We start from the raw sequence: 14,296 nt of genomic DNA, 5'->3' as shown, positions 1-14,296 counted from the left end.
CGGTCAGCTGCTCCCTTCGGGGTGGTGGGGTGGGCGGACGCCTCAGACGGAGAGGGCCGCGGGCCCGGTCGCGTCCTCGCCGTACATGCGCTCGGCCAGATGACCGACGATCCGCTCCGGGGTCGGATGTTCGAAGACCAGGCCCGCGCCGAGCTTGGTGCCGGTCAGCTCGCTGAGCCGGTTGCGCAGTTCGAGGGCGGTCAGCGAGTCGAAGCCGATCTCGAACAGGCCCTGGTCGGCGTCGACCTGGTGGGTCGCGGCGTAGCCGAGGACGACGGCCACCTGGGTGCGGACCAGCTCCAGCAGGGCCTCGGTGCGCTCCGCGGCGGGCAGCCCGGCCAGACGTTCGGCCAGCCGGCGCCGCTCGTCCCCGGTGACGGCGGACCGTGCCGACTGCCGGCCGGCGCGGACGAGCCCGCGCAGCAGCGACGGTACGGCGGCCCCGGCGGTGGCGTCGGCCCGCAGTCCCCGCAGGTCGAGCTTGGCCGGTACGAGCAGGGTCCGCTCGTCGGCGAGCGCGGCGTCGAAGAGCCGCATGCCCTCCTCGGGCACCAGGGCCAGCACGCCGCCGCGGCGGCTGAGGCGGCCGCGGGTGAGTTCGTCGGTGCGGGCCGCCATACCGGTGGTCTGCTCCCAGAGCCCCCAGGCAAGCGACCGCGCCGGGAACCCGGCCGCCCGCCGACGCGCCATCAACCCGTCCATGCAGGCGTTCGCCGCACCGTAACTGCCGGTACCCGCACCGAGGAAGACGCCCGAGACCGAAGAGTAGGTGACGAACGCGTCCAGATCAGGGGCGAGTTCACGGGTCAGAGCGTCCAGGTGCTCGACGGCGGCCACCTTGGGCGCGAACACCCGGGCGAGCCGCTCGGGTTCGATCTCACCGACGACACCCGCGTCGTACAGGCCGGCCGCGTGGACGACGGCGGTCAGCCGGGGCCCGGTCAGCCCCGCGAGCAGCGCCCGCGCCGCCTCCCGGTCGGTCACATCACACGCCGGCACCGCAACCGACGCCGCACCCAGTCCCTCCAGCTCCGCGACCAACTCCCGTGCTCCCTCGGCCTCCAGCCCGCGCCGGCTCACCAGCACCAGATGCCGGACACCGTGCCGCACGACCAGATGCCGCGCCAGCACACCCGCCAACGAGCCCGTGCCACCGGTGATCAGCACCGTGCCCTCCGGATCCAGCACCGGCGCCTCGGCACCAACCGGAGCCGTCCGCGCCAGCCTCGGCACGAACAGAGCACCACCCCGCACCGCCACCTGCGGCTCACCGACAGCCAGAACCGAACCCAGATCGACCTCACCATCCGCGTCCGTGTCCGTGTCCGTGTCGACCAGAATGATCTGGTCCGGGTTCTCCGCCTGCGCCGCACGGACCAAACCCCACACCGCCGCACCGCCCGCATCGGTGACCGCCGCGTCCCCACCGGCCGGAACCGCACCCCGGGTCACCACGACAAGCCGGGTGTCTTCGAGGCCGCCGCCGGCGAGCCAGGTCTGGACGACCTCCAGGGTGCGGTCGGTCACGGCGAGCGGGGTGTCGTCCGGGCCGGCCGTCGCGGCCTCCAGGACGACGGCGGCGGGCAGTTCGCCGGTGGCCGCGGCGTCCTCGGCGAGGGTCGCCACCTCCTCCGCCGTGGACACCCGGATCCAGGCCGGCGTCCCGGGGTCCTCGGGCCTGGGCAGCGAAACCCAGTCGACGCCGAAGAGCATGTCGCCGCCGCCCGTGGCGCGCAGCTGTTCCGGGGCGACCGGGCGGAACACCAGCGAGTCCGCGCTGAGGACCGGGCTGCCGGTCTCGTCGGCCGCTTCCAGGGACAGCGCGTCCGGCGCGGGCCTGGCGACCCGGATCCGCAGCGCCGCGGCCCCGGAGGCGTGCAGGGTGAGCCCGTTCCACGCGAAGGGCAGCATCGTGCGGTGCTCGCCGGTGCTCAGGAACGCCTTGGTGTGCAGGGCGGCGTCGAGGAGCGCGGGGTGCAGCCCGAACCCGCCGGCGGCCTCGTGCTCCCGCTCCGGCAGGGCGATCTCGGCGAAGAGTTCCTCGCCTCGCCGCCACACCGCGCGCAGGCCGCGGAAGACGGGGCCGTAGCGGTAGTCGTGCTCGCGCAGCCCGGCGTAGAAGTCCTCCGGGGTCACCTCGACGCGTTCGGCGCCGGCCGGCGGCCAGGTGGTGAGGTCGGGGTGCGTCGCGGCGCGGGTGCGGGGGGCCGGGGTGAGGACGCCGGTGGCGTGCCGGGTCCAGCCGTCGGCGCCGGCCGCGCCGTCGCTCGCGGAGTGGATGGTGACGGTGCGGGTGCCGGTGTCGTCGGGGCCGCCGACGCTGACCTGGACGCGTACGCCGCCCTGTGCGGGCAGGATCAGCGGGGCCTCGATGACGAGTTCGTCGACGGTGGAGCAGCCGGCTTCGTCGCCCGCGCGGACGGCGAGTTCCACCAGTGCGGTGCCGGGCAGCAGGACCACGTCGCCGACGGCGTGGTCGGCGAGCCAGGGGTGGGTGCGCAGGGACAGCCGGGAGGTGCACAGCACGCCACCGGTGTCGGGCAGTTCGACCACCGCGCCGATGAGCGGGTGGTCGGCGCCGGCCAGGCCGAGCGAGGCCGCGTCGCCGCCGGCGGCCGGGGCGGGGAGCCAGTAGTGCTGGTGGTCGAAGGCGTACGTGGGCAGGTCGACGGGGCGTGCGGTGGCCGGCAGGACGCCGGTCCAGTCGACCGGGACGCCCTTGACGAACAGATCGGCCATGGCGGACAGCAGCCGACGGGGGCCGCCGTCGTCGCGGCGCAGGGTGCCGGTCACCAGGGTGGCGGCGCCGTCGGCGGTCTCGCTGATCGCCGGGGCGAGCACCGGGTGGGCGCCGATCTCCACGAACACGGTGTGCCCTGACGCCAGCAGGTCGGCGACGACGGGGCCGAAGCGCACCTGGCGGCGGACGTTCTGGTACCAGTAGTCGCCGTCCAGGACACCGGCCTCGGTGACCCGCTCGCCGGTGACGGTGGAGTGGAACGGGATGACGGGCGCCTGGCCGTGTACGTCGGCGAACGCCTTGGCGAGGAGTTCGCGCACCGCGTCCACCTGCGGGGTGTGGGAGGCGAAGTCGCACACGATCCGCCGGGCCCGGACGCCCTGGGCCGACAGTGTCTCGACGATCTCGTCCAGTACCTCGGCGTCCCCGGCCACCACGGTCGAGGAGGGGCTGTTGACCGCGGCGACGTGCACGCGTCCGGCCCAGGGGGCGACGGCGGCGGCCGTCTCGGTCTCGGGCAGCGCCACGGCGACCATGCCGCCGTGCCCGGACATCCGCTCGGCGATCACCTGGGCGCGCAGGGCCACCAGTCGCGCCGCGTCGGCCAGCGGCAGCGCTCCGGCGACGCAGGCCGCGGCGATCTCGCCCTGCGAGTGGCCGACGACCGCGTCCGGTACGACTCCGGCGGCGGCCCAGACGGCCGCGAGGCCCACCATCACGGCGAAGGCCGCCGGCTGGGTGACGTCGGTGCGCTCCAGCAGGCCGGCCGGTGCCTCGCCGCGCAGTACGTCCGTCAGGTTCCAGTCCACCCAGGGTTCGAGGGCGCGGGCGCACTCGGCGATCCGCTCGGCGAACACCGGGGAGCTGTCGAGCAGTTCGCGGCCCATGCCGGCCCACTGGCTGCCCTGGCCGGGGAAGACGAAGGCGACCTTTCCGGTGCCGGCCGCCGTGGCGGGAGTGCCGGTCACCACGGCGGGGCTGTCCGCACCGCGGGCCAGCGCGGTGAGTCCGGCCAGGGCCTCCTCGCGGCTGCCGGCCACGATCACGGCCCGCTCGGGCAGTACGGCCCGCCGGGTCACCAGGGCCGCCGCGACGTCGGCCGGCGCGGCGCCGGTGTCCGCCAGGAACGCGGCGAGCCGGGCGGCCTGCCCGGCGAGCGCGCCGGTGCCGCGGGCGGACACCACGAGCGGCAGCACGCCGGCCGGCTCGGGTGCGGCAGGCCGCACAGCCGCGTCGGGAGTCGCGTCGGGCCCAGCGTCGGTCGCGTCGGGCCCTGCGTCGAGGGCCGCGGCGGGGGCCGCCTCCGAAGTGTCGGCGGCCTCTTCCAGGATGACGTGGGCGTTGGTGCCGCTGAGCCCGAACGAGGACACCGCGGCCCGGCGCGGCCGTCCCGGGTCGGCCCATTCGCGGGCCTCGGTGAGCAGTTCCACCGCACCGGCCGACCAGTCGACCTGCGCGGAGGGCGCGTCGACGTGCAGGGTGGCGGGCATCTCGCGGTGCCGCAGGGCCTGGACGGCCTTGATCACGCCGGCGACCCCGGCGGCGGCCTGGGCGTGTCCGATGTTCGACTTCAACGAGCCGAGCCACAGGGGCCGTTCCGGGTCCCGGTCCTTGCCGTAGGTGGCGAGGAGGGCCTGTGCCTCGATCGGGTCGCCGAGGACGGTGCCGGTGCCGTGGCCCTCCACGAGGTCCACGTCGGCCGGGGTGAGCCCGGCGGCGGCGAGCGCCTTGCGGATCACCCGCTGCTGGGACGGGCCGTTGGGGGCGGTGAGCCCGTTGGAGGCGCCGTCCTGGTTGACCGCGCTGCCGCGGATCACGGCGAGCACCGGGTGCCCCTTGCGCCGCGCCTCCGACAGCCGCTCCAGGACGACGACACCCGCGCCCTCGGCCCAGCCGGTGCCGTCGGCGGCGTCGGCGTACGACTTGCACCGCCCGTCGGAGGCCAGGGCCCGCTGCCGGGAGAACTCCATGAACATGCCGGGGCCGGCCATCACCGTCGAGCCGCCGGCCAGGGCGAGGGAGCACTCGCCGTTGCGCAGGGCCTGGGCGGCCAGGTGCAGGGCGACCAGGGAGGAGGAGCAGGCGGTGTCGACGGTGACGGCGGGGCCCTCGAAGCCGAAGACGTACGACACCCGGCCGGACGCCACGCTGGCCCCGGCGCCGGTCAGCGCGAAGCCGCCCACCTCGTCGGGCACCTCGCCGCCCGAGTAGTAGTCGACGCCCATGATGCCGCTGAACACGCCGACGTCCGTGCCCTTGAGCGCGGTCGGGTCGATCCCGGCCCGCTCCAGTGCCTCCCAGGAGGTCTCCAGCAGCAGCCGCTGCTGCGGGTCCATGGCCACGGCCTCACGCGGCGAGATCCCGAAGAACAGCGGGTCGAACAGCGGTGCCTCGTGCAGGAAGCCGCCCTGGCCGACGTAGGAGGTGCCGGCGTGGTCGGGGTCGGCGTCGAAGACGGTGTCGATGTCCCAGCCCCGGTCCGTGGGGAATCCGGTGACGCCGTCGCGGCCCTCGCGGACCAGCCGCCACAGGTCCTCGGGTCCCGCGACCCCGCCGGGCAGCCGGCAGGCCATGCCGACCACCGCGATCGGCTCGTCCGGGTCGTGCGCCACGGCGGCCTGCGCGGTCGCTGCCGGGGTGACGCCCTCGAACTCCTCGTGCAGATGGCGGGCGAGGGCGAGGGGGGTCGGGTAGTCGAAGACGGCGGTGGCGGGCAGGTTCAGCCCGGTGGCCTCGCGCAGCCGGTTGCGCAGTTCGACCGAGGTGAGGGAGTCGAACCCGGCCTCCTTGAAGGCCGCTTCGGCCCTGACCCGGTCGGGTCCGGAGTGTCCGAGGACGTTCGCGACATGGGTGCGGACCAGGTCGAGCAGGAGCGCCTCCCGCTCGGCGGGGGCCAGCCCGGCCAGCCGTCCGGCCAGCCCGTCCCGGCCCTCGCTTCCGGTGCCGCGCGCGGCACGCCGGCCGGCGCGGACGAGCCCGCGCAGCAACGGCGGTACGGCGGCTCCGGCGGTGGCGTCGGCCCGCAGCCCTCGCAGGTCCAGTTTCACCGGCACGAGCAGGGTCGGCTCGCCGGCGAGCGCCGCGTCGAAGAGCCGCATGCCCTCCTCGGGCCCGAGCGCCAGCACACCGCCCCGGCGGTTCATACGGCTGCGGGACAGGTCGTCCAGGTCGGCGCCCATGCCGGAGGTCTGCTCCCACAGCCCCCAGGCCAGCGACCGCGCCGGGAACCCGGCCGCCCGCCGACGCGCCATCAACCCGTCCATGCAGGCGTTCGCCGCACCGTAACTGCCGGTACCCGCACCGAGGAAGACACCCGAGACCGAGGAGTAGGTAACGAACGCATCGAGATCCGGCGCGAGTTCACGCGTCAGCTCGTCGAGGTGCTCGACGGCGGCCACCTTGGGCGCGAACACCCGCGCCAGGCGCCCGGCGTCCAGCTCGGCGACCACACCGGCGTCGAACACACCGGCCGCGTGGACGACGGCGGTCAGCCGGGGCCCGGTCAGCCCCGCGAGCAGCGCCCGCGCCGCCTCCCGGTCGGTCACATCACACGCCGGCACCGCAACCGACGCCGCACCCAGCCCCTCCAGCTCCGCGACCAACTCCCGCGCCCCGTCGGCCTCCAGCCCGCGCCGGCTCACCAGCACCAGATGCCGGACACCGTGCCGCACGACCAGATGCCGCGCCAGCACACCAGCCAACGAGCCCGTGCCACCGGTGATCAGCACCGTGCCCTCCGGATCCAGCACCGGCGCCCCAGCACCGACGGGAGCCGTCCGTGCCAGCCTCGGCACGAACAGAGCACCACCCCGCACCGCCACCTGCGGCTCACCGACAGCCAGAACCGAACCCAGATCGACCTCACCGTCCGCGTCCGTGTCCGTGTCCACCAGAACGATCTGGTCCGGGTTCTCCGCCTGCGCCGCACGGACCAGACCCCACACCGCCGCACCACCCGCATCGGTGACCGCCGCATCCCCACCGGCCGGAACCGCACCCCGGGTCACCACGACAAGCCGACCGTCCTCGCCGACCTCCTCGCCCCCCAGCCACGCCTGCACAGCCGCCAGCACCCGACCGACCACCGCCTCCGGCGTCTCGCCCACACCGGAACGGGCCTGGACCACCGACACCACCGGCGCCTCACCGACACCCGGCACCACCGGCACGACCGGCAGCTCACTCCAGTCGACCTGGAACAGCGAGTCGGCGCCGGTCGCACCGGCCGCCGCTACGAGCTGCTCACCGGAGACGGCCCGCGAGACCAGCGAGTCCAGGGTCAGGACCAGATCGCCGGCGTCGTCCACGGCCTCCAGTGACAGTGTGTCGGGGTCGGGCCGCAGCAGCCGCACCCGGATCGAGGCGGCGCCCGAGGCGTGCAGCGTCAGCCCGTTCCAGGCGAACGGCAGCCGCACCACCGGCTCGTCGTCCGCCACGGCACCGTCGGGCACCTCGGCGGCCGCGTCCAGGATGCTCGTGTGCAGTGCCGCGTCGAGCAGCCCCGGGTGGATACCGAACCCGGCGGCGTTCTCCCGCTGTTCCTGTGCCACGGCGACCTCGGCGAACAGTTCGCCGGCACGCCGCCAGACCTTCCGCACGCACTGGAACGCCGGGCCGTAGGCGTAGCCCGCGCGCGTCAGTTTCTCGTAGCCGTCGGTGATGTCGACCTGCTGGGCGCCGGGCGGCGGCCAGACGGTGAAGTCGAAGGTGCCGGTGGGGGGGACGACCGTGCTGAGGGTGCCGCTGGCGTGCCTGGTCCACCCCTCGGCGCCGCCCTCCGCGTCGACGTCCTGGCGGGTGGAGTACACCTCCACGCTCCGGGATCCGCTCGCGTCCGGCCCGCCGACGGCGACCTGGACCCGGACACCGCCCTGCTCGGGTACGACCAGGGGCGCCTCGATGACGAGCTCGTCCAGCACTCCGCAGCCGACCTCGTCACCGGCGCGTACGGCGAGTTCGACCAGACCGGTGCCGGGCACCAGGACCACTCCCCCGATGGCGTGGTCGGCCAGCCAGGGGTGGGTGCGCAGGGAGAGCCGGGAGGTGAAGACAAGACCGTCCGACTGCGGCAGCTGGACCACAGCACCCAGCAGCGGATGATCCGCGGCGCCCTGGCCCAGGGCGGTGGCGTCCAGAAGAGGACGAGGGGCCGGGAGCCAGTAGTGCTGGTGGTCGAAGGCGTACGTGGGCAGGTCGACGTGGGTCCGGGTGGCGCCCTCGGGAAGGAGTTCCGCCCAGTTCACTTTGGTGCCGCGTACGAAGAGTCCCGCCACGGCGGCGAGCAGCGCCTGCTCCTCACCGCGGTCGTCCCGCAGGGCCGGGACACTGACCGCGTCCTCGGCGGCGGACTCGGCGATCGCACCGGTCAGCGCACCACCAGGGCCCAGCTCCAGGAACACCGACCCCTCGGACGCCGCGATGCCCTCGGCGAAACGGACGGGACGGCGGACGTGGTCCACCCAGTAGGCGGGGTCCGTCAACTGGCCCGGCTCGGCGAGCCGGCCCGTCACGTTCGACACCACCGGAATCGACGGCTCGTTCCAGGCCAGCCCCGACAGAGCAGCCGCGAAGTCAGCCAACATCGGCTCCATCAACGCCGAATGGAAGGCATGCGAGACGGTGAGCCGCTTGACCCGGCGGCCCTGCTCACGCAGCTTCTCCGCCACAGCCAGAACGGCCATTTCCTCCCCGGACAGGACGACCGAACCCGGCGCGTTCACCGCCGCCAAATCCACCCCGTCACCCAGGTGTTCAGCGATCTCCGCCTCGGTCGCCGCGACCGCGACCATGGCGCCACCCGAGGGCAGCGCCTGCATCAAGCGACCACGCGCGGCCACCAACGCCGCCGCATCCTCCAGCGACAACACACCAGCCACATGCGCGGCAACTACCTCACCGATGGAGTGCCCGGCCACGACATCCGGCCGCACACCCCACGACTCCACCAGCCGGAACAGAGCCGACTCCACCGCGAACAGCCCAGCCTGCGTGAACACCGTCTGGTCCAGCAGACCGTCACCCTCACCCCCGCCGAAGATCACATCCTTCACCGAGTGACCCACCGAGCCGCTCAGCCGCGCGTCCAACGCCGCGCACGCCTCGTCCAACGCCCGCGCGAACACCGGATACCGGCCATACAACTCCCGGCCCATCCCCACCCGCTGCGAACCCTGACCCGGGAACACGAACACCGTCCTGCCCCCGGTTACGGAGTCCTTGATCAGGGAGGGAGCCGGTTCGCCGTCGGCCAGTGCCCGGAGTGCGGTCAGGGTCTCGTCCCGTGATCCGGTGAGGATCACGGCCCGCTCGGGCAGCACCGCCCGTCGGGAGGCGAGCGATCCGGCGACGGTGGCCGGCGAGGTGTCCGTGGCGGCGACGAAGTCCGCCAGCCGTCGGGCCTGTCCGGCGAGCGCGCCGGCGTTCCGCGCGGAGACGACCACGGGCACCAGGCCGTCGGCCGGGGCCGTCGGCTCGGCCGCGGGCTCCTCCGGGGCCTGTTCGAGGATCACATGGGCGTTGGTGCCGCTGACGCCGAAGCCGGACACACCGGCCCGGCGCGGCCGGTCCAGCCGGGGCCACTGGCGGGCCTCGGTGAGCAGGCGTACGGCGCCCGTGTTCCAGTCGACGCGGGGGGACGGTTCATCGACGTGCAGGGTGGCCGGGAGCACGCCGTGGCGCATCGCCTGGATCATCTTGATCACGCCGGCGACACCGGCGGCGGCCTGGGTGTGACCGATGTTCGACTTCAACGAGCCCAGCCACAAGGGCTGTTCGCGGTCCTTGCCGTAGGTGGCGAGGAGCGCCTGGGCTTCGATCGGGTCGCCGAGGACCGTGCCCGTGCCATGGCCCTCGACGGCGTCGACATCGGCGGGCGTCAGGCCGGCCGCGGCGAGCGCCTTGCGGATCACCCGCTGCTGGGACGGGCCGTTGGGGGCGGTGAGCCCGTTGGAGGCGCCGTCCTGGTTGACCGCTGTGCCGCGCACGACGGCCAGTACCCGGTGGCCCTTGCGCTGTGCCTCCGACAGCCGCTCCAGGACGACCACGCCGGCGCCCTCGGCCCAGCCGGTGCCGTCGGCGGACGACGAGTATGCCTTGCAGCGGCCGTCGGCGGCGAGGCCGCGCTGCCGGGAGAAGTCGATGAACAGGCCGGGCGTGGCCATGACGGTGGCACCGCCCGCCAGGGCCATGGTGCACTCGCCGCGCCGCAGCGCCTGCGCGGCGAGGTGGATGGCGACCAGGGAGGACGAGCAGGCGGTGTCGAGGGTGACCGCCGGGCCTTCGAAGCCGAAGACGTAGGAGATACGGCCGGAGGCCACACTGGAGGCGGCGCCGGTGCCGGTGAAGCCCTCCAGCTCGGGCGGGACGCTGCCGCCGGCGAAGTAGTCGACGCCCATGATGCCGTTGAAGACGCCGACGTCGGTGCCCTTCAGCGAGAGGGGGTCGATGCCCGCCCGCTCCAGCGCCTCCCACGAGGTCTCCAGCAGCAGCCGCTGCTGGGGGTCCATCGCCAGCGCCTCACGCGGCGAGATCCCGAAGAACTCCGCGTCGAACCGGCCGGCACCCTGGAGGAAGCCGCCTTGGTCGACGTAGGAGGTGCCGGTCTTGTCGGGGTCGGAGTCCAGCAGGGTGTCGAGGTCCCAGCCGCGGTCGTCCGGGAAGCCCGACACTCCGTCGCGGCCCTCGGCGACCAGCTCCCAGAGGTCTTCGGGTGTGCTGACGCCGCCGGGCAGCCGGCACGCCATGCCCACGATGGCGATCGGCTCGCGCGAGGCGCTCAGCAGCTGCTGGTTCCGCTTCTTGAGCGTGCCGACCTCTTCCAGCGACTTCCGCAGCGCCTCGACAAGCTTCTCGTAGGAAGCACTCACTTTCCCTGCCCCAATCAGTCGTGTGCCGCGTCAGCTTTCGAGGGAGTCGCTGTCACCCAGCGCCAGGTGTACGAGGTCGTCGACGTCCAGGTCGGCCAGCGCCCCTCGCGCGGTGTCCGGTTCGTCGGGCGCGGGTGCGCCGGGTTCCAGCGCGGCGAGTTCGACCAGCGCGTCCAGCAGTCCGGCCTCCCGGAACCGGTCCAGCGGGAGCGCCAGCAGCGCGTGCCGCAGCCGTTCCTCGTCCGCTTCCGCCGCCGGCCGCTGTCCGGCGCCGCCCTCCGGGAGGAGTTCGCCGTGCAGGTGGCGGGCCAGGGCGAGCGGCGTCGGATAGTCGAAGACCACGGTGGCGGAGAGGTTGACGCCGGTCGCGCCGCGCAGCCGGTTGCGCAGTTCCACGGAGGTGAGGGAGTCGAAGCCGGCGTCCTTGAACGCCGTCTCGGCACCGACGCCGTCGGCGCCGCTGTGGCCGAGCACGCCGGCCACATGTCCGCGGACGACGTCCAGCAGCACGGCCTCCTGGCGGTCTCGGTCGAGCCCCGCGAGCCGGCGCAGCAGGCCGTCACCGCCGTCGCCGGCGGCGGCCCGCGCCGACTGCCGCCCGGCCTTGACCAGTTGGCGCAGCAGGGGCGGTACCCCGGCGCCGGTGGCCGTGGCGGCGCGTACGGCCCTGAGGTCCAGTTTGACCGGGACGAGCAGGGTCTCGCCGCCGGCCAGGGCCGCGTCGAACAGGGCCATGCCTTCCTGCGGGGCGAGCGGCAGGATGCCGCCGCGCCGGTTGCCGCGGGTGCGGGCCGCCGCCTCCGAGCCGGCGGTCATCCCGGTGCTCTGCTCCCAGGGGCCCCAGGCCAGGGACAGCGCGGGCAGGCCGGCCGCCCGGCGCCGGGCCATCGCGGCGTCGAGCCAGGCGTTCGCGGCGGCGTAGTTGCCCTGGCCCGCCGAGCCGAACAGGCCGGAGGCGGAGGAGAAGACGGCGAACGTCGTCAGGTCAAGGGCGCGGGTCAGCTCGTCCAGGTGGCGTACGGCCGTCACCTTGGGCGCGAAGACGTGGTCGAGCCGCTCGCGGTCGAGGGTGCCGATCACACCGTCGTCCAGGACGCCCGCGGTGTGCAGGACGGCGGTGAGCGGGTGTGCGTCGGGTACGGAGTCCAGCAGGGCGGCCACCGCCTCGCGGTCGGCGATGTCGCAGGCGGCCACCCGTACGGTCGTGGCGCCGAGCGCGGTCAGCTCGCTCGCCAGGTCCCGCGCGCCTCCGGCGTCCGGGCCGCGCCGGCTCGCCAGCAGCAGATGGCGCACGCCGTGCCGTTCGACCAGGTGCCGGGCCAGCAGGGCACCGAGCGAGCCGGTGCCGCCGGTCACGAGGACGGTGCCGTCCGGGTCCCAGCGGGCGGGCCCCGCCGCGGGGGCGGCGCGTACCAGGCGCGGCGCGCGGACGGTCGTACCGCGCAGCGCGAGCTGGGGCTCTCCGGCCGCGAGCGCGCGGGTGAGCAGGGCGGACACGGACTCGTCGTCGTCCTGGGGTGCGTCGGTGTCGACCAGGACGACCCGGTCGGGGTTCTCCGCCTGCGCGGCCCGTACGAGCCCCCACACGGCCGCGCCCGCCGGATCGGTCAGGGTCTCCTCGCCCCCGGCGGGTACCGCGTCCCGGGTCACGACCACGAGCCGGGAGTCCGCGAGCCGCTCGTCTGCGAGCCACGCCTGGAGGACGTCCAGGATCCGGGCGGTGCGCTCCAGCGCGTCGTCGGTGCCGTCGGCCGGTACCACGAACAGCTCCGGCACGGTGTCCGCCGCCGCCGGACCGGCGAGGTCGGCGGCCGTGGCGACCCGTGCCCAGACCGGGGCCCGGACGCCGGCACGGGCGGGCGCGGCCGACTCTGTCCACTCCACGCGGAACAGCGCGTCCGCGCCGGGCGCACCGGCCGCCGCCTCCAACTGCTCGGCGCTCACCGCGCGGAACACCAGGGAGTCGGTCGTCAGCACCGGCTCGCCGGTCTCGTCGGCGGCCTGCACCGACACCGCGTCGGGTCCGGAAGGCGCCACCCGCACCCGCAGCGCCGAGGCCCCTGTCGCGTGCAGGGCCAGCCGGTTCCAGGCGAACGGCAGGACCGTGCGCGGTCCTTCGCCGGGAGCGGGCGCGTCGGCAGGGGCGACGAATCCGTTGGCGTGCAGCGCGGCGTCCAGCAGGGCGGGGTGGATGCCGAAGCGGGCCGCCTCCTCCCGCTGCCCGTCCGGCAGGGCGACCTCGGCGTACACCTCGTCGCCGCGCCGCCACACGGCCCGCAGGCCCTGGAAGACCGGGCCGTAGGTGTACCCCTTCGCGATGAGACCCGAGTAGAACGCGTCGACGTCCACCTCGACCGGTTCGGCGCCGGCCGGCGGCCACGCGGTGAAGTCGAAGGCGCCGGTCCCGGTCACCGTGCCGGCGAGGGTGCCGGTGGCGTGCCGAGTCCAGGTCCCGGCGCCGATCTCGCCGGCCGTGTCCTCCCGGGCCGAGTAGACCGCCACAGTGCGCGAGCCGTTGTCGTCCGGCCCGCCGACGGCGACCTGGACCCGGACACCGCCCTGCTCGGGTACGGCCAGGGGCGCCTCGATGACGAGTTCGTCCACGACACCGCAGCCGACCTCGTCACCGGCGCGCACGGCCAGCTCGATCAGCCCGGTGCCGGGTACCAGGACCACCCCGCCGACGGCGTGGTCGGCCAGCCAGGGGTGGGTGCGCAGGGAGAGCCGGGAGGTGCACAGCACACCACCGGTCTCCGGTACCTCCACCACCGCGCCCAGCAGCGGATGATCCGCCGTGCTCTGGCCGAGCGCGACCGCGTCGGTGGCGGCGGCCGGCTGTAGCCAGTAGTGGCGGTGGTCGAAGGCGTACGTCGGCAGGTCCACATGAGCCTCGGTGGCGCCCTTCGGGAGAACTGCCGCCCAGTTCACGTGGGTGCCGCGTACGAAGAGTCCCGCCACGGCGGCGAGCAGCGCCTGCTCCTCACCGCGATCGTCCCGCAGAGCCGGGACACTGACCGCGTCCTCGGCGGCCGACTCGGCGATCGCACCGGTCAGCGCACCACCGGGGCCGAGTTCCAGGAAGACCGATCCCGCGGACGCCGCGATGCCCTCGGCGAAACGGACGGGACGGCGGACGTGGTCCACCCAGTAGGCGGGGTCCGTCAACTGGCCAAGTTCCGCCGGCTTTCCGGTGACGTTCGAGATGACGGGAATGACCGGCTCGTTCCAGGTCAGCTCCGACAGAGCAGCCGCGAACTCCGCCAGCATCGGCTCCATCAACGCCGAATGGAAGGCATGCGAGACGGTGAGCCGCTTGACCCGGCGGCCCTGCTCACGCAGCTTCTCCGCCACAGCCAGGACCGCGGTTTCGTCGCCGGACAGGACGACCGAGCCGGGGGCGTTCACCGCCGCCAAGTCCACCCCGCCACCAAGGTGTTCAGCGATCTCCGCCTCGGTCGCGGCCACAGCGACCATCGCACCACCCGAGGGCAGCGCCTGCATCAACCGACCACGCGCGGCCACCAACGCCGCCGCATCCTCCAGCGACAACACACCAGCCACATGCGCGGCAACTACCTCACCGATCGAATGCCCGACCACGACATCCGGCCGCACACCCCACGACTCCACCAGCCGGAACAGAGCCGACTCCACCGCGAACAGCCCAGCCTGCGTGAACACCGTCTGGTCC

General features: G+C 74.4%; 2 protein-coding genes. Both read right to left on the bottom strand.

All coding sequences use genetic code 11. The features are described from left to right. Positions 1-42 precede the first annotated feature (42 nt). Positions 43-10,605 (bottom strand): type I polyketide synthase, encoded by a 10,563-nt coding sequence (locus ACF073_RS38960; RefSeq protein WP_392076251.1) that lies wholly within the window; start codon positions 10,603-10,605, stop codon positions 43-45. Positions 10,606-10,635: 30 nt separating this feature from the next. After that, positions 10,636-14,286 carry an SDR family NAD(P)-dependent oxidoreductase gene (locus ACF073_RS38955; RefSeq protein WP_392076308.1) on the bottom strand — a complete coding sequence of 1,217 codons (3,651 nt, stop codon included), beginning with the start codon at positions 14,284-14,286 and terminating at the stop codon, positions 10,636-10,638. Between the last annotated feature and the right edge of the window lie 10 nt (positions 14,287-14,296).

It is taken from the genome of Streptomyces sp. NPDC015171, from assembly GCF_043079545.1.
In the GTDB taxonomy this organism is placed as follows: Bacteria; Actinomycetota; Actinomycetes; order Streptomycetales; family Streptomycetaceae; genus Streptomyces.
This window is presented reverse-complemented; position numbering and strand designations above follow the sequence as displayed.